We start from the raw sequence: 16714 nt of genomic DNA on the forward strand, positions 1-16714 counted from the left end.
CTAACGTTAATCTGAGGATATTATGGCTGACTCCCGCCCTGAACGTCGCTTTACGCGTATTGATCGCCTTCCCCCTTACGTTTTTAACATTACTGCTGAACTGAAGATGGCTGCGCGTCGGCGCGGCGAAGATATTATCGATTTCAGCATGGGGAACCCGGATGGGGCCACGCCTCCTCACATCGTCGAAAAACTCTGTACCGTGGCGCAGCGCCCGGATACGCACGGTTACTCCACCTCGCGCGGCATTCCGCGTCTGCGTCGGGCAATTTCCCGTTGGTACCAGGAACGCTATGACGTTGAGATCGATCCGGAATCCGAAGCGATTGTGACGATTGGCTCGAAAGAAGGATTGGCGCACCTGATGCTGGCCACGCTGGATCACGGCGATACGGTCCTCGTACCGAACCCGAGCTATCCGATCCATATTTATGGCGCGGTGATTGCCGGCGCGCAGGTACGCTCAGTGCCGCTGGTCGAAGGCGTCGATTTCTTTAATGAGCTGGAGCGCGCGATTCGCGAAAGCTACCCGAAACCGAAGATGATGATCTTAGGTTTTCCCTCCAACCCGACTGCGCAGTGCGTCGAGCTGGAGTTCTTCGAAAAAGTTGTGGCCCTGGCTAAACGCTATGACGTGCTGGTGGTTCATGACCTGGCCTATGCCGATATCGTCTACGATGGCTGGAAAGCGCCGTCGATTATGGAGGTACCGGGCGCTCGTGATGTCGCGGTGGAGTTTTTCACCCTATCGAAAAGCTACAACATGGCGGGCTGGCGTATCGGTTTTATGGTAGGTAACAAAACGCTGGTGAACGCGCTGGCTCGAATTAAGAGCTATCACGATTACGGAACATTTACTCCGTTGCAGGTTGCAGCAATCGCCGCGCTGGAAGGCGATCAGCAGTGCGTGCGGGATATTGCTGAGCAATATAAACGTCGTCGAGATGTGCTGGTTAAGGGGCTGCATGAAGCCGGGTGGATGGTCGAGATGCCCAAGGCCTCGATGTACGTTTGGGCGAAAATCCCAGAGCAATACGCCGCAATGGGCTCACTTGAATTTGCCAAGAAACTGCTGAACGAGGCGAAGGTGTGCGTTTCGCCGGGGATTGGTTTTGGTGATTATGGTGATACGCACGTGCGCTTTGCGTTAATTGAAAACCGCGACCGTACCCGCCAGGCGATCCGTGGCATCAAAGCAATGTTCCGCGCCGATGGCTTACTGCCTGCCAGTGCAAAATCGGCCACTGAAAGTACCGACTAACAACACGTTTCCCCAAAAGCAAACAGGAGCCATCAGGCTCCTGTTTTTTTTGCTGCGTCTTTTAATTTAGATCATCAGGGCGAAAGTACCGGCCCAAACGATGACCATAAAAGAAATGCCCATAAAGAAATATTTCACTTTTCATCTCTCCGCGTACCTGAGGTACGTCTAAATGAACATATGCTAACCTGACAGAGAGCTGATGCACGCGTAAACGAAATGGAGAATTCCCTTCGTTTGCTTGTCTGCATCACCTCAGAATTCTGAGCTTTTATGCTCCAGACGGCGCTAATGTACGCCTAAAAATGAGGTGAGACAAGAGGCATTTTTTTATTTAATTTTAATAACTTACAAGTGTCGTGATTCGGCGACAGTTTAATTTCTGTCGGTAATAAATTGCTATTGAGCGACGAAATGTTTACTCGGAGAATTCTCATATCTCCATGATGTTAATGCGGTTAATTTTTCGCGGAATGAGATTATGAAAAGGTTAAAAATGACCAGATTAATGATGTTAGCACTCGTTCTTACGCCAGTGACGTCGATGGCGGCCTCGCCGATGGCATTCAATTTCAGCTGCGCAAGTATTGGTGGTGTGAATAGTGATGGTAAAGGCAATATCTGGATTGATGGCACTAAGGCGACGGTAAAGGCCTTCAATGAAAATTACTGGGAAGCAAAAAGCGGTAACAATACCGTGTCTATCTCCCGTAAAGATGACGGGAATCCGGACGTTTCCTGGACCGGGCCTAATCGTAAGCACGGGATTTGCCTGCCTGAAGACAATATCGACTTTTCAGGGGCAAAGAAATCGACCAGCAACGGGCCTTCTTTTTCCTGTTCTGCGGTAGCAAAGGGCAGTATCGAAGAGGTTATCTGTCAAAGTCCTTCGCTCTCAGCCATGGATTTGGCAATGAACGGGGCCTACAAGCAGGCGCTGGTGAAATCGAGTAATAACCCGACGCTCAAAGCAGAGCAACGCGGCTGGGTGAAAGGGCGTAACGAATGCTGGAAAGAGCAGGATAAGCCAGCGTGTATAGCCCGTAACTACAATGAGCGAATGGCTGAATTACAGAACAAGTGGGGCGTGAAGTAATTCAGGCGCAGAAAAAAAGAAAGGCCTTTCGGCCTTTCTTTTTAGATGTACAACGAGGCTTCACCCATCGGGCGAGTTTTGAAGCGACGGTGGATCCAGAGATACTGCTCGGGCGCGCGCATGATCTCTTTTTCGATAATTTTGTTCATATACGCCGCTGCCTGGCTTTCATCTGTTGGATAACCTTCCATTTCTGGCGTGATGAACAGGCGGTAACCGGAGTTATCTGCTTTTCTCACCATGGTTACGGTCAGCATCGCTGCTCCCGATAACCGTGACAGCACGTAAGTACCGTTGGTGGTCGCGACGTTTTTGACTGCGAAGAAGGGGGCGAATGAACTCCCTTTACGACCGTAGTCCTGATCGGGGGCAAACCATACTGCTTCCCCTTTTTTCAGGGCGCCGACAATACCTCGCAGATTATTTCTGCCGATCATGGCCTTGTTGGAGCGCATACGACCGCGGGTTTGGATCCACTCCATCAACTTATTGTTGTGCGGGCGATAGGTTGCCATCATCGGTTGGCAAAGTCCCATTACGCGACCACCCAACTCGAGTGACATAAAGTGTACGCCTACCACCATCACGCCACGGTTTTGCATCTGTGCGCGTTTCAGGTTGTCCAGCCCTTCTACATCAAACCATTTGCGTACCCGGCGATCCGGCCAGAACCAGGCCATACCCGTTTCAAGCAGCGCCATGCCGAGTGAACGGAAGTTCTCATCGACCAGTTTGTCTCTTTCTTCTTGCGACAGATTTGGGAAACAGAGTTCGAGATTTTTATGAGCAATAGATTCACGGCGCTTTAAAAATGGACGAGCCAGCGTTCCTGTACGGGTACCAAGAAAACACAACACGGGATAGGGAAGTTGTACCAGTAACCAGAGCACACCGACGCCAAACCATGTGAGCCAGTAGCGCGGATGCAAAAACGCGCGTGAAAATTTACATTGGGGGAACATAAGCACCTGTTGTTGATACGAAATAGGTGTATCGCGAAGATTCTTTAGTCTGCCGCTTTACAGTCTGTACTGATCGTTAGGCCGCCATGAACGACATTGGTTCCTGTAAAGAGTGTAAAACTGAGTCAGGACAAAACCAGGAAGGGGCATGAATGATCGGACGCTCAATGTACACCCGAATATTAATGTCAGCCAGAAATAATTACTCAAGATGCGTAAATGTTTTTACGGCGATTAAGGTCAAAAATGAGTCGATATATAATGCGTTGTTTTTATGACGATTAAATAAACGGCTGTCGAATAAATTAGTAGTCAGCGATTGAGTGATTTTTGTAACGAAAATGTTGCTTAAATTGCGAACCATTGGGAATTGTCTTAGAATATAAACTCAAGGGAGTGTAAGGACTTACGTAAATTTTTACGGCAAACAGGAGGTATCGCTATGTTCTATTTTTGGATCTTTCTCGCGTTGAGCATTCTGAGCGTCAGTTGCTATATCTGGCAGGTTATGGGGGCTGCGGCGTCAATAAGTGCTTTTATCGGCATGGCCATACTCACGGCATTAATTTACGTTTTTACTATGCAGTTGACCAATGGTAACGAGATGGTTACCGGATTATTCCTTTTTCTTGCCCCAGCATGCGGTTTGATCATCCGCTTTATGGTGGGTTACGGTAAGCAATAAATTATCACGTTGAGCTATTTATTCTTTATCTGAATGTAATGAAGTGCCAGCATCGCTGGCACTTTTTGCGAGACTCAAATCGGTTACCGGGCATCAGCCAACTGGAGTGACGCTTCCTCTTGCTGAGCGTTTTTCCGTTGTTGTTCGAGTTCCAGCGCGCCGCGATGGGAGAGGTAGCAGAACAGGATGCAGCAGACAATCCCGCCCATCAACAGATAGAAGCCGCCATGCCATCCCATTTTATCGACCATCACGCCAAACAGGCTGGTTCCCAGCGATGCGCCAAAAATGTAGCTCATGAATCCGCGTAACCCTACTGCAGAACCTACTGCGAAGCTGGGGACGATTTCCATGGTCTGAACGGAGGCCAGGAACTGCGGAACATAAATCAGGCAACCCACGATGGCGGCAAAAATAGTGACCATCAGCAGCGATTCACTTTTCCAGTAACCGATCAGGCAGACGAAAATCAGCGCCATACAGATCATGGCCAGCGGCATGCGACGGCCTTTAAACAGTTTATCGGTGAGCCAACCCGCCAGTAATGTGGAAGGAATTGCCGCCCATTCGAAAAACAGAAAAGCTATGCTCATTTGCTCTTTCGAGAAATGTTTTTCGGTTAATAAATAAATTGGCAGCCAGCTAATCATACCAAAACGCACCATATAGACAAAAACGTCTACCAGTGAAACATACCAGGCATTTTTATTACGCAATACATAGGTGCAGAAGATCTGGAAGGCACTCATATTTTCTGGCGCCTGGACAGCGTGTCGGGAATTTAATACGACTTTTTCTTCCGGCATCATTTGTTCCAGAGCCGGTAAACCCTCCTGGCGTGGTGAACCTTTCCCCAGCATCAGCACAATAAAAGCAAACAGTACGGCAACACAGGCCGGAACAATATAGCTGGCGCTTTGCCAGTGTTCGCTCCCCAAAATGGCAAATGCGGCGCCAACAATCGGGGCGACAATACCACCGCCAACGTTGTGTGAGATATTCCAGAATGCGCCAACGCGTCCACGTTCTTTACGTGGAAACCAGTTAGCGATGGTAATAAATGAAGGGCCAACGCCCATCCCCTGAAACAAACCGTTGAAAACGACCAACGCGGCGAATATCCAGAATCCGGTACTGAACCCCAGGCCTACGTTGACGATAGCGCACAGGATCAGGCCGCATGCCATGAAGACTTTCGGGCTGGCCTTGTCTGCCAGACTGCTCATAATGCCTTTACTGATCCCATAGGCAATAAGCATGCAGCTGCTGAGTAAACCAATCTGCGTAGCGCTGAGATCCAGGTGCTCCTTCAGATATGGAGTCGAAAGCGTGAAGTTATTGCGCACAATATAGTACGCAAGATAGCCAAGAAATACGCTGAGTAATGCCTGAATTCGGTATCGGCCATAAGTTGCCTGGACTTTCTCCGCCGGGACTTTATTCGCCGCTGGTCCTGCCTTAAATATTGATAACATATCATCACCTAATTTTTTATTGATGTGAATATCAGGATTTTTCGCAGTGAAGAGTGAAATAGACGGCGAAGAAACTCAAGTTGATGAAATGTGTCACTATTGACTCAATTTTCGGGCGGCGTGGCAGATTTTGACTCTTTTTTAATAATGGATTTTCAATTCTATTCTTTCACGGGAATTTTTATCATCGGCGTGTGCGGGTATTAACAAATTCAGGCTGCATTTTCGGGTATTCTTTACTGATGTCGTCACTTTCCGTTTGGTTATTCTACGAATAACCTTATTCTTTCCCCCAGCGGTGATAAACGGGTAAGTTTTGTCTCAATATTATTTTTTGTACATGTTGGTATTTATGAACGGGATCACAAACAGACTGTTGGGCCGGGGGCGTTTTTGGGCATTCTTGCTCTGTTTTATGTCGCTGTCGGCGAGCTGCCAGGTCCTGGGTAAAGAGCTGGTGATGGCGACCACCTTTTCCCCAGGGGCCACGGCCTGGATTATCCAGCGCTGGCAGACGGAGCCAGGGTCAGTGATGATTCGCACGTTAAACCGGACCAGCGGTTCGCTGGAACAGTTGCTGGATACTGCGAATGCAGAAAACGTCGATCTGATTTTGACCTCATCACCCATGCTGTTGCAGCATCTTCAGGAGCATCAGAAGCTGGCGCCTTTCGATAATGCGCTGCCTGAAAGCCAGCGGCTGGTGCCAGACTCGATTCGCTCGACCTCCGTGGCTGTGGCGATATCAGGGTTTGGCCTGTTGATTAATCGTTCTGCGCTGGCAGCGCGGCATCTTCCGCCGCCTGCCGACTGGGGGGATTTAACGCAGCCTAAATATCAGAACGCGCTGTTGATGAGTAGCCCGTCGCGTTCCGATACCAACCACCTGATGGTTGAGTCGCTGCTGCAACAGAAAGGGTGGGAAGAGGGCTGGGCGACGCTGTTGGCCAGCGCCGGTAATCTGGTAACGATTTCATCACGCAGTTTTGGCGTGGCCGACAAAATTAAGAGCGGTCTGGGCGTGGCGGGGCCGGTTATTGATAACTATGCCAACCTGTTGCTTAACGATCCGCACCTTACTTTTACCTATTTCCCTCGCTCGGCGGTGTCACCCACCTATGTTGCCGTACTCAAGAATAGCCAGCACCCCAACGAAGCGCGTCGCTTTATCCGCTATCTGTTAAGCCCGGAAGGACAGCGGATCCTTGCGGATGCGAACACGGGGAAATATCCGGTCACGCAGCTCGCGCCTGATAACCCACGCGCCGCTCAGCAGGCTATTTTGATGAGCCAGCCCGCGCTTAATTATCGGCTGATCCTTAAGCGGCAACAGTTGGTGCAGCGGATGTTTGATACCGCCATCAGTTTTCGACTCGCGCAGCTGAAAGATGCCTGGCGGGCGCTATACAGTGCGGAAGCGCGCCTGAAACGCCCGCTACCCGAAATCAGAGCATTACTGACCAGCGTCCCGATAGACGCCAGAAGTAGTGAAGATGAGGCCTGGCTTGCGCAATTTGAGAATAAAAGCGTAGCCGAACAGCAGATGATGGAGTGGCAGCTCTGGTTTCTTAAAAATCAGCGTCAGGCGATATCCAAACTGGAAGAGTTAAAATGAAAGGTGGTTCGATACTGCAACGCCTGCGCCAGCTCAGCATTAGCAGCAGCCTGCGGGGAGCGTTTCTGACGGGCGCATTACTGACGTTGAGCGTAAGCTGCGTCAGTTTGTACTCCTGGCATGAGCAGAGCTCGCAGATACGCTATTCACTTGATGATTACTTCCCGCGCGTACATTCCGCTTTTTTGATAGAAGGAAATCTCAACCTGGTTGTGGATCAGCTTAATGAATTCCTGTTGGCCCCCAACACCACGGTGAGGCTGCAACTGCGCAATCAAATTATTTCTCATCTGGACAAAATTGAGGTGCTGAGCCGGGGATTACAATCGGCAGAACAACAGCAGTTGGCGGTGATTTTGCAAGACAGCCGGGCGCTGATGGCGGAGCTGGACCGGGTGCTCTACAACATGTTCCTCGTGCGCGAAAAGGTGAGTGAACTCTCCGCGCGCATCGACTGGCTACATGATGATTTTACTACCGAGCTGAATTCGCTGGTGCAGGATTTTACCTGGCAGCAGGGGACGTTGCTGGATCAAATTGAGGCCAAAAACGGCGATGCAGCGCAGTATCTCAAACGTGCCAGAGAGGTACAAAACGAGCAGCAGCAGGTTTACACCCTGGCAAGAATTGAAAATCAGATCGTGGATGATTTACGCGACAGGCTCAATGAACTGAAGTCGGGTAGCGACGACGGAATGCTGGTGGAGAATCATATCCGCTATCTGGAGAACCTGAAGAAAACGGCGGATGAAAATATCCGTACCCTCGATGACTGGCCCAGTACTATCACCCTGCGGCAAACCATTGATGAGTTACTGGAAATCGGGATGATGAAAAATAAAATGCCCGATACCATGCGCGATTATGTCGCCGCGCAAAAAGCGCTCGTTGATGCCAACCATGCCAGAGAGGCAACGCTCGGGCGCTTTCGAACACTGCTTGAGGCGCAGTTGGGGAGTAGCCATCAGCAAATGCAGATGTTTAACCAGCGGCTGGAACAAATTGTTCGCGTCAGCGGTGGACTTATTCTGCTGGCGACGCTGCTGGCGCTACTTCTCGCCTGGGGGCTCAACCATTACTTTATTCGTTCGCGTCTGGTGAAGCGTTTTACCGCACTCAACCAGGCCGTGGTGCAAATTGGTCTTGGCAGAACGGATGCCACCATCCCGGTTTATGGGCGCGATGAGCTGGGGCGCATCGCAGGATTGCTGCGCCATACTCTGGGCCAGTTGAGTGCGCAAAAAAATCAGCTGGAGCAGGAAGTGACAGAGCGCAAGGAGATAGAGTCCGATCTCCGGGCAACGCAGGATGAACTGATCCAGACGGCAAAACTGGCAGTGGTTGGACAGACCATGACCACGCTGGCGCACGAGATTAACCAACCGCTGAATGCGCTGTCGATGTACCTGTTTACGGCGGGAAGGGCAATTGAACAAGGACAATCCGCTCAGGCCAGAAGTACGTTAACCAAAGCGGAGGGGCTGATTACCCGTATTGATGCCATTATCCGTTCGCTGCGTCAGTTTGCACGTCGGGCCGAGCCGGGCGCGCCTTTGCATCCGGTCGATCTGCGACAAACATTCAGCGCCGCCTGGGAACTGTTGGCCATGCGGCATAAGCCTCAGCAGGGTTCGCTGACGCTTCCAGCCCAGAGTGTATGGGTGACAGGTGATGAAGTGCGTATTCAGCAGGTGCTGGTAAACGTACTGGCAAATGCGCTGGATGCCAGTCCGACTGGCGCGCAAATAGAGGTTCACTGGCAGGCTGAGGGCAGCCGATTGTGCGTCTTTGTCTGCGATAACGGCCCCGGCTGGCCTGAGGCGTTATTGCCATCACTGTTAAAGCCGTTTACCACCAGTAAGGATGTGGGGCTCGGTATTGGCTTATCGATTTGTGTATCGTTAATGGGGCAAATGAACGGCGAGCTGCGCCTGGCGTCGACACCGGGGCGTAATGCCTGCGTCGTTCTGCAATTTAATCTGACGGATGTAAACGATGTTGTGTGATGACTATTCTGTTCTGCTGATTGATGATGATGCCGATGTTCTCGACGCTTACACTCTGTTGCTTGAACAAGAGGGGTACCGTGTTTACGCATGCAATAACCCTTTTGATGCCCGAAACTGGCTGCAGGCCGACTGGTCGGGGATTGTTCTGAGCGATGTGTGTATGCCTGGCTGCAATGGAATAGACCTGATGACGTTGTTTCATCAGGATGATAATCAGTTGCCAATCCTGCTTATCACCGGGCATGGCGATGTCCCGATGGCGGTGGAGGCAGTAAAGAAAGGCGCATGGGACTTTCTGCAAAAACCGGTCGACCCCGGCAAACTGCTGTCGCTGGTAGAGGATGCGCTGCGTCAGAGACAATCCGTGATTGCCCGTCGCCATTATTGCCAGCAAAAGCTTCAGGTTGAACTGCTCGGCTACAGTGACTGGGTCAATCAGTATCGTCAACGTCTGCAACACCTGGCGGAAACGGATATTGCCGTCTGGTTTTATGGCGAGCCGGGGACAGGACGTATGACCGGAGCCCGGTATTTGCATCAGCTTGGGCGCAGCGCTGATGGACCGTTTATCCGCGGTGAACTAACGCCCGGGAACGCGGGACTACTCAATGACCTTATTGCACAGGCGCAAGGAGGAACGCTGGTCCTGAGCCATATTGAATGCCTGACGCGTGAACAGCAGCACCATCTGGCGCATCTACAAAGCCAGGAGCGGCGTCCGTTTCGTCTGATAGGCATTGGTGACACATCGTTGGTGGAACTGGCGGCAACCAACCAGATTGTGGCCGAACTCTACTACTGTTTTGCGATGACGCAAATCGGTTGCCAGCCGCTATCACAGCGTCCGGATGATATTGAGCCGCTGTTTCGTCATTACCTGCAGAAAGCCTGTCTGCGCCTGAATCATCCCGTGCCCGAGGTTGAAGGGGAGTTACTGAAAGGCATGCGGCGTCGCGTGTGGTTAAGTAATGTTCGGGAACTGGCGAATGCCGCCGAGCTTTTTGCCGTTGGGCTACTCCCGCTGGCTGAAACCGCGAATCCGCAACTGCATCTGCCTGAACCAACACCGCTCGATCGGCGGGTTGAAGAGTATGAGCGACAGATCATTACTGAAGCGCTAAATATTCATCAGGGGCGCATTAATGAAGTGGCGGAGTATTTACAAATCCCGCGTAAAAAATTGTATTTACGCATGAGAAAATACGGGCTGAGCAAAGAACACTATAAGTTTTAGTCGACAGGATTGGAGGAGAAGGGACGTCGAGAGTATTTCGGTGGCGGCGTTGGCGTTCACCGAAATAGGCAACGGAAGTCCAGGTGATTATCTGGTTGTTTTTCTTACCACATCAAATCATCAGGGATGACAAAATCAGCATACGGATCGTCTTCGTCCTTCGCTTCCTGGCTCAGCTCGCAATTTAAAACAATATAACTTGCATCGCGCTGCGCAATCTTGTCGGCGACGACCGCCGGGATAATGGCGTATTCGCTATCGTTGCCGCTTTCAGCCGTCAGTCGGGCAATGGCCAGACGGCCCTTGATCAGCTGAGACTGAGTCACCTTATCAACATAGACTTTTTTGATCAGATTATTATCAGTAAAGTTGTAACCAATATCGCCACGGGTAATGGTGATTTTATTCATTTCAATCAGTTGCTTGATCTGCGCTTTATATTCTTTAGACAGCGCGGCCTGTTTCTGCTGTTCGCTGAGCTGCTTGTCGCGCTCAATTTGCGCTTTTTTATTCTCTTCAACCGCTTCTCTGGCTTCGCGAGCCTGAACGCGCGATTTCTTCGCCGTTCTTTGCACTTTGGCCACTTTTTTGCTGCTGACCAGACCTGCCTTAAGCATCTGTTCTTGTAGGGTAAGTTTTGTCATCGTCGCTTCTAATCCAATAAAATCGTTGTCAGGATTATAACCTTAACGTTCGGCGGGATGCCAGAAAATGGCCGTGCCACGACGGTTATCTCCAGTAGGCGTCACCGTTCTGTGTCTTACTCCCTTTCCGAATCGTGTTGATAGTTAACCCGTTTTTTAATAAGAAATAATATGCTGAATGATTTAACTAACTTGAGGATAGATATCATAAATATAAATATTCCAGTGATTTATCCTGTTTGTCATAATCAAATAGAGTTATTTTGGCAGGTATTTAATCTAAAAAACAATCAGTTGTCTCTTGATCAAATTTAAAGTGCAGCCTCATTGCGCCGATAACCATAATGAAAATATGGACAATGGAGGGAAGTGGTATGTGGTGGGTTTATCGAATGCCGATGAAAATGAAGTTAATAATCGCGCTACAACCACTATTATTGGCGTTATGTTGGTTTGCTGGTTCAGGAATATTGACGCGCATTGAGACAGAACGGCAGATGGAAAATATTGCTCAACTGACAGTGCTCGCGCGTAGTGCCGGAAATGTGGTGCATGAGCTGCAAAAAGAACGGGGAATGAGCGTCGGATTTCTGGGGGCTGAAGGGAAGACGTTCAAAGATGAGTTAACCGCGCAGCGGGCTTTAACCGATCGCGAGATCGAGGTCTTTGTGCGTTCACTGTCCGATACTGCATTGCCAGAAGGGGATGCCGCCAATTCTGTCACCACGTTCAAGAAAAACATTCTGTCGCTTGCCACCATCCGGGAAAACGTCACGCGATTGGGGCTTCCGGCCTCAGATGTCGTTAAGTTTTATACTAATGTCATTGCTGATGTGCTGAGTTTTGTGGGCAGGTTGGGGCAGTTGACGGATTCAGGCGAGATGGCGAACGCATTCGCCGCCTACTACAACTTGCTGAATTTGAAAGAACAAGCAGGTATTGAACGCGCGCTGCTGTCAAATATCTTTTCCTCCGGTCATTTCGCCGAGGGGCAGTTACATCAACTCAGTGATGTCGTCAGTAAACAGAACGTCTGGCTGGCACAATCGTTGCGTCTGAGCCCACCGGAACAGGCGGCCATGCTGGAAAGCCGCTTACAGTCCACAGAAGCGTCAAAAGCCCTCTCATTACGTGAAACCGCGTTTAGTCATGCCGCGAACGGTGGATTTGATGTCGATCCTACTGTCTGGTTCAAGGTTCAAACCCAGCGTATTGAAGTGATGCGGCAGATAGAAGATGTGACGGCGAATCTTCTGTTAGCGAATGCGGAAAAACTCGCGCAGGATGCACGAAAAAACTGGCAAATATATATGATTGTCAGCTTGTTAGCGCTCCTGGCATCATTGGCGTTCGCAGGGGCAATCGCTATCAATATGCATCGTCAATTTAGTGACACGCTCCGCAAGATTGCGGGTATGAACGGCGATCTGACTCAACGACTGGCGACCCCAGGGAAAGATGAGCTTTCCTCACTTAATCGCGCCTATAACACGATGCTGGAAAGTATTCAGCATATCGTCCAGGAGATTAAACAAGGCTCCGTGGTTTTATCCGATGCCAGCAGCAGTATTACGGCGGGTAATCAGGACCTGGCCCAACGCACGGATGAACAGGCAGCATCAATAGTACAAGCGGTGGCCAGTATGGAACAGCTCTCCACGACGATTACGCAAACGGCAGACAATGCCCGCGAAGCGGAGCATCTGACAATCAGGCTGGAAAAAGAGGTCCGCCAGGCCAGTAACGTCGCCAGTGCGGCAAATCAGAGCATGGGGGATATTCGCTCTTCCAGTGAGAAAATCTCGAATATTGTGACCTCGATTGACGATATTTCGTTTCAGACTAACTTGCTGGCGCTGAATGCGGCAGTGGAAGCTGCACGGGCAGGAGAGATGGGCAGGGGGTTTGCAGTTGTGGCCAGTGAAGTGCGAAATCTTTCGCAGCGTTGTGCCAAAGAAGCTAATCAGATCCGCGAGCTGGTCGCGCAGAATATGGTAAAAATTAGTGAGGGTGTTGAGCGGGTTACGGCGTCCGCTACCGCGCTAGAAGCCGCGGCGGACAATACCACCAGCATGAAGCAATATATTGCGGATATCGCTCGTGTAGCGACGGAACAATCGCAAGGGGTAACTCAGATTAACCTGGCACTGCGACCTATGGAGCAGGTCACGCAGCAAAACGCGGCGTTGGTTTCTCAGGCCGCAAGCGACAGCCAGCGCCTGGACAATCTGTCTGTCACCATGAAGGATCTGGTCAATCGTTTTGTTGTCTGACCTGACGCCGTTTAACCGACCCGGACAATATACCGGGTCGGTTCATCCCCTGGCGGGGAAATAGTATTAACGATAAATGGCTACAACGGGTTTTCCGTCATCGCCTATGGTTCCCCGGTACATACCTTCAGAGTTGAAGGACATGGTGTAATTACCGGCTTTATCAAGCACAATTACTCCACCGCTGCCATTCAGCGCCTTAACTTCATCCAGAGCATTCTGCGCTGCGGCTTTTAAAGGGGTATTGCGGTATTTCACCTGGGCTGCAATGTTATACGCGGTCAGCGTGCGGATAAACATTTCTCCTGAGCCGGTTGCGGATACCGCCACGGTTTCATTGTCGGCATAATTTCCTGCGCCAATGATAGGTGAATCCCCTACACGTCCGTAACGTTTGTTGGTCATTCCGCCTGTAGACGTTCCGGCAGCGAGATTACCGTCTTTATCCAGAGCAACAGCGCCGACAGTGCCATATTTATAGTCATACATCATTGGATCAGCGAACAGGGCAGCGCTCTTTCCATCGTGATCAAGGAGCACTTTTTCTTTTTGGATTGCATTCTGTAATTGCTGCCAGCGAAAATCTGTTTTGAAATAAGCAGGATCAACGGTTGCGAGTCCCTGTTCTTTTGCAAAGGTATCCGCGCCTGTCGAGACCATGAGTACGTGCGGGCTTTGAGTCATAACGGCATACGCCGCATTAATTGGGTTTTTAACCGTGGTTACACCGGCAACGGCACCGGCTTTTCGGGTTTTCCCATCCATAATGGACGCATCCAGTTCATTGCGGCCATCGTGGGTAAACACGGCACCTTTACCTGCATTGAAGAGAGGAGAATCTTCCATCACATTAATCGCTTTCTGAACGGCTTCCAGGCTGCTACCGCCTTTATTCAGAACCGCATAACCTGCATTCAGAGCTTCAGTGAGTTTTTCTGTATACTGCTTTTCCTGTTCTGGTGTGATGGTATCTTTTGTAATGGTACCGGCACCACCATGGATCACCAGCCTTATCGGCGATTGCGCGTCTCCCCATGCGGGAGCTGTCAGTAAGGTACAAAGGGTCAAAGTAGCGATACTGGTCTTGATTCTGATCATATGAATAAATTCCTTTTTTCTGAGTGATGAATCATTTCCGATAATGTTTCTCATTACCGGTATTAATCAGCCTGTTTATGGAGAACTTATTCCTGACAAACTGGCTAAAGATTAATCATGGCTATACTTCAATAATCATAATTTTGGTTAATTGATTTTAGTCAAAATATATTTTTAATGATTGATTTATCAAAAAATGAAGCGTTTCCGCAGAAGTTTCTATCATTCCACTGACCATACTCGCAGGCTTCCGGTTGCAGTCTGTCGCTGGTAAAGTGAGCAACCAATACCGAGATGTGACCAGAAGGGAATTCCGAGTGACCGAACGTATTGATTATCAGACTGAAAAATACAGCTTTACTGAGGCGACTGAAAGTTCCCGTCTGGCTGGCCAGTGGGCTGATGTTATTGCTGAATGTCGGGAAATGAAGGCGGGTCCGGAAGAGCGTCTGCGTATTGCTTTATTGAATGTGGACTATGTGACCAGCTTTGAGCTGCCTTTCCGTTTGTTATTACTCCGTACCCCGCAACTGATTGCCAGCGTTCGTGAAGAGCTACAGCTTAGTCAGAAAAACGTAATCTTTAACGGCAAACGCTTTGGTTGTGTTTACAGCCTGAAAGCGAGTCTCGGCGGGATACCGGATGAATTTCAGTACCGCCTGTCGCATCGTATTCGACGCATTAATCGTGCAGGTTCAAGCGAAGCGCCATATCAGCAAATTGCTAAAACGGTAAAAGCACCACGTGAGCGTCTGAAGCTGGCACTGGAATCAGGCCTTGATGTCACTGCTTTGGACGGGCTTTTCTGGTTTGGCAGTCAACGTATTGCTGCTGACGTACTGAGGCTGAGAAAATCAGGGATGCGGATAGCTACTGAGCAGACAATGGTGTCCGACAATCTTACTGCAACGGTGAGGAATGTGCCGTTTTATCGCCTGGCTTAGGGATGAACTGACAGGTAAATGAAAGGATTTAGCCGGATGCATTTAATTAAAAGTGTCCCCTGCAGGAATCGAAAAATCAATTAACAATTTGAATTCTAATTAATTTTGTTTTCGATTTTGGTGGGTGCCCCAATGGGTGCCCCCAGACGTTGTGGTCAGAAAAGCTGGTTTTATCTGATGAAACAAGCCTGACGACCTTTCAAAGGTTATTCTGATTTTACGACTGACAGCTCACTTTTTATACGGTAGTAAGTCGCTCGGCTGATTTCTGCTGCCTTCATGATGAGTTCAGGTTTTACTCCTTGCTCCAACATCTCTTGAACGATCTCACGGGCTTCCTGATTTTTCTCCCTGCCAATGTATATGCCTTCGCTTTTAGCCCGCTCTATGCCTTGCTGTTGGCGTTTACGGCGTGTTTCGTAATCCTGTCGCGCCATTGTGGCAAGGATATCTATCAACATGGCATTTACAGCTCTCAGGATGCCGCTGGTTAGGTCATTGCCTGCCATCTCGACCATCTGCCAGCTCGTTGGCAAATCCATTGATACGATGATTAACCCTTTTCGGTTGAGCGTATCTTTCAGTTCAACCCATGCGCTATGTTCTAGGCGACTCAGACGATCTATAGCTTCCACTAGCAACAGATCGTCGGGCTGGGCTTCGGACAATAGCCGCATAAGCTCTACGCGCTCAAGCTTCGCCCCGCTAGCATTTTCTATGTACTCTCCAGCAATCTGCCAGCCTTTTAATTTTGAAAATTCACGTAGGCTGGTAAGTGCTCGATCAGCGTGTTGCCCCTCAGTTGATGCCCGGCAGTAAATTCTAACGTTCATTGCATTGTCTCAATAGGGTTATGAATTTAAGTGCAAATGATACATAAGGCATTTTGTGTAGTCAAAATGTTCCTATGCAACCCTATTGAGACTTTGTGTCACATTGTCATTACGGTATACCCAATTGAGACAAGGATAATGGCTGGCAGTTAAGGCGATATGTTGAGCTAGTCGAAAGAAACAGCCCGACACCGTTTTTACCATATGAGATAATTTGTTGTGCTGGTGGGTTTGCTTGCCTGCACTTGGGATGGTGCAAATCTGCACCATCGTTCGGCGGTCTATTAACAAGGAGTGTTAAGATGGAAAAAGACCTGAAAGAGTTGCGGGAGTACTTGTTACTTACCCCTGACTATCCTGAATCTAACGATTGTCAGGTGAATCTCTCAACGGAGGACGTGACCAACGAAGAGATCGCGGAACGTCTGGGAATAGCTCCAGATTGGATAGATTCCCTAGATGCCAGTCAATTTGCCTGATACAGAACGCGCCTTTGCTGGCGCGTTTAATTTGTTTAGCTTGTTTCAGTTAATAGCGTATTCATTGTCTTAGATTAGGTTTGAGTTGACACTGCTGCTTATCAGG

Annotated in this window: 15 protein-coding genes; 9 read left to right on the forward strand and 6 right to left on the reverse strand. The window is 49.6% G+C overall.

The window, feature by feature from the left end:
- Window positions 1-22 precede the first annotated feature (22 nt).
- Window positions 23-1261: an alanine transaminase gene (gene alaC, locus OGV75_RS20090; RefSeq protein ID WP_016153894.1), complete on the forward strand. Its 1239-nt coding sequence runs from the start codon at window positions 23-25 to the stop codon at window positions 1259-1261.
- Between the two features lie 66 nt (window positions 1262-1327).
- Here alaC and ypdK read toward each other — a convergent pair whose 3' ends face one another.
- A complete protein-coding gene (gene ypdK / locus OGV75_RS20095; protein WP_010723117.1) occupies window positions 1328-1399 on the reverse strand; it encodes a membrane protein YpdK in 72 nt (23 codons plus the stop codon).
- Window positions 1400-1742: 343 nt separating this feature from the next.
- Between ypdK and OGV75_RS20100 the strand changes: the two genes are divergently transcribed.
- Window positions 1743-2357 (forward strand): lysozyme inhibitor LprI family protein, encoded by a 615-nt coding sequence (locus OGV75_RS20100; RefSeq protein WP_286481104.1) that lies wholly within the window; start codon window positions 1743-1745, stop codon window positions 2355-2357.
- Window positions 2358-2398: 41 nt separating this feature from the next.
- Here the strand turns inward: OGV75_RS20100 and lpxP are convergent, their stop codons facing one another.
- Window positions 2399-3319: a kdo(2)-lipid IV(A) palmitoleoyltransferase gene (gene lpxP / locus OGV75_RS20105; RefSeq protein WP_016157070.1), complete on the reverse strand. Its 921-nt coding sequence runs from the start codon at window positions 3317-3319 to the stop codon at window positions 2399-2401.
- Between the two features lie 442 nt (window positions 3320-3761).
- Between lpxP and OGV75_RS20110 the strand changes: the two genes are divergently transcribed.
- Window positions 3762-4004: a DUF2545 family protein gene (locus OGV75_RS20110; RefSeq protein ID WP_016153891.1), complete on the forward strand. Its 243-nt coding sequence runs from the start codon at window positions 3762-3764 to the stop codon at window positions 4002-4004.
- Between the two features lie 83 nt (window positions 4005-4087).
- Here OGV75_RS20110 and pgtP read toward each other — a convergent pair whose 3' ends face one another.
- On the reverse strand, window positions 4088-5479 hold the full coding sequence (gene pgtP / locus OGV75_RS20115; protein ID WP_016153890.1) for a phosphoglycerate transporter PgtP: 1392 nt from the start codon (window positions 5477-5479) through the stop codon (window positions 4088-4090).
- A 421-nt stretch (window positions 5480-5900) separates the two neighbouring features.
- Between pgtP and pgtC the strand changes: the two genes are divergently transcribed.
- Genes pgtC through pgtA form a run of 3 tightly spaced genes read left to right on the forward strand, consistent with a single transcriptional unit; the run spans window position 5901 to window position 10337 of the window.
- Window positions 5901-7094 (forward strand): phosphoglycerate transport regulator PgtC, encoded by a 1194-nt coding sequence (pgtC, locus tag OGV75_RS20120; protein WP_369707203.1) that lies wholly within the window; start codon window positions 5901-5903, stop codon window positions 7092-7094.
- A gap of 11 nt (window positions 7095-7105) precedes the next feature.
- A complete protein-coding gene (gene pgtB / locus OGV75_RS20125; RefSeq protein WP_286481227.1) occupies window positions 7106-9100 on the forward strand; it encodes a two-component system sensor histidine kinase PgtB in 1995 nt (664 codons plus the stop codon).
- Window positions 9090-10337 carry a two-component system response regulator PgtA gene (gene pgtA, locus OGV75_RS20130; protein WP_286481105.1) on the forward strand — a complete coding sequence of 416 codons (1248 nt, stop codon included), beginning with the start codon at window positions 9090-9092 and terminating at the stop codon, window positions 10335-10337. Before pgtB ends, pgtA begins: the two co-directional genes overlap by 11 nt.
- A 104-nt stretch (window positions 10338-10441) precedes the next feature.
- Here the strand turns inward: pgtA and OGV75_RS20135 are convergent, their stop codons facing one another.
- Window positions 10442-10981 (reverse strand): DUF2058 domain-containing protein, encoded by a 540-nt coding sequence (locus OGV75_RS20135; RefSeq protein WP_016157066.1) that lies wholly within the window; start codon window positions 10979-10981, stop codon window positions 10442-10444.
- Window positions 10982-11355: 374 nt separating this feature from the next.
- Here OGV75_RS20135 and OGV75_RS20140 point away from each other — a divergent pair, with 374 nt between their 5' ends.
- Window positions 11356-13254, forward strand: coding sequence for a methyl-accepting chemotaxis protein (locus OGV75_RS20140; RefSeq protein WP_286481106.1), 1899 nt, complete (start codon window positions 11356-11358; stop codon window positions 13252-13254).
- 66 nt (window positions 13255-13320) lie between these two features.
- Here the strand turns inward: OGV75_RS20140 and OGV75_RS20145 are convergent, their stop codons facing one another.
- Window positions 13321-14352 (reverse strand): isoaspartyl peptidase/L-asparaginase family protein, encoded by a 1032-nt coding sequence (locus OGV75_RS20145; RefSeq protein ID WP_286481107.1) that lies wholly within the window; start codon window positions 14350-14352, stop codon window positions 13321-13323.
- A 317-nt stretch (window positions 14353-14669) separates the two neighbouring features.
- Here OGV75_RS20145 and OGV75_RS20150 point away from each other — a divergent pair, with 317 nt between their 5' ends.
- Entirely contained in the window at window positions 14670-15296 is a 627-nt protein-coding gene (locus OGV75_RS20150) for an ECs1377 family protein (RefSeq protein WP_053389554.1), read from the forward strand.
- Window positions 15297-15502: 206 nt separating this feature from the next.
- On the opposite strand, the gene OGV75_RS20155 is transcribed toward OGV75_RS20150, so the two are convergent.
- Entirely contained in the window at window positions 15503-16129 is a 627-nt protein-coding gene (locus OGV75_RS20155) for a recombinase family protein (RefSeq protein ID WP_286481108.1), read from the reverse strand.
- 302 nt (window positions 16130-16431) lie between these two features.
- On the opposite strand from OGV75_RS20155, the gene OGV75_RS20160 reads away from it, so the two are divergent.
- A complete protein-coding gene (locus OGV75_RS20160; protein ID WP_272822996.1) occupies window positions 16432-16608 on the forward strand; it encodes a hypothetical protein in 177 nt (58 codons plus the stop codon).
- Window positions 16609-16714: the final 106 nt, after the last annotated feature.

The sequence above is a fragment of the Citrobacter sp. Cb028 genome (genome assembly GCF_030336705.1).
Lineage (GTDB): Bacteria > Pseudomonadota > Gammaproteobacteria > Enterobacterales > Enterobacteriaceae > Citrobacter > Citrobacter braakii.

What these genes read in the sequence shown, in the direction of transcription:
- OGV75_RS20160 (WP_272822996.1), top strand. Translation starts at nt 16,432, where the DNA reads ATGGAAAAAGACCTGAAAGAGTTGCGGGAGTACTTGTTACTTACCCCT.
- pgtA (WP_286481105.1), top strand. Translation starts at nt 9,090, where the DNA reads ATGTTGTGTGATGACTATTCTGTTCTGCTGATTGATGATGATGCCGAT.
- OGV75_RS20155 (WP_286481108.1), bottom strand. Translation starts at nt 16,129, where the DNA reads ATGAACGTTAGAATTTACTGCCGGGCATCAACTGAGGGGCAACACGCT.
- OGV75_RS20110 (WP_016153891.1), top strand. Translation starts at nt 3,762, where the DNA reads ATGTTCTATTTTTGGATCTTTCTCGCGTTGAGCATTCTGAGCGTCAGT.
- pgtP (WP_016153890.1), bottom strand. Translation starts at nt 5,479, where the DNA reads ATGTTATCAATATTTAAGGCAGGACCAGCGGCGAATAAAGTCCCGGCG.
- lpxP (WP_016157070.1), bottom strand. Translation starts at nt 3,319, where the DNA reads ATGTTCCCCCAATGTAAATTTTCACGCGCGTTTTTGCATCCGCGCTAC.
- OGV75_RS20135 (WP_016157066.1), bottom strand. Translation starts at nt 10,981, where the DNA reads ATGACAAAACTTACCCTACAAGAACAGATGCTTAAGGCAGGTCTGGTC.
- alaC (WP_016153894.1), top strand. Translation starts at nt 23, where the DNA reads ATGGCTGACTCCCGCCCTGAACGTCGCTTTACGCGTATTGATCGCCTT.
- OGV75_RS20145 (WP_286481107.1), bottom strand. Translation starts at nt 14,352, where the DNA reads ATGATCAGAATCAAGACCAGTATCGCTACTTTGACCCTTTGTACCTTA.
- OGV75_RS20100 (WP_286481104.1), top strand. Translation starts at nt 1,743, where the DNA reads ATGAAAAGGTTAAAAATGACCAGATTAATGATGTTAGCACTCGTTCTT.
- OGV75_RS20140 (WP_286481106.1), top strand. Translation starts at nt 11,356, where the DNA reads ATGTGGTGGGTTTATCGAATGCCGATGAAAATGAAGTTAATAATCGCG.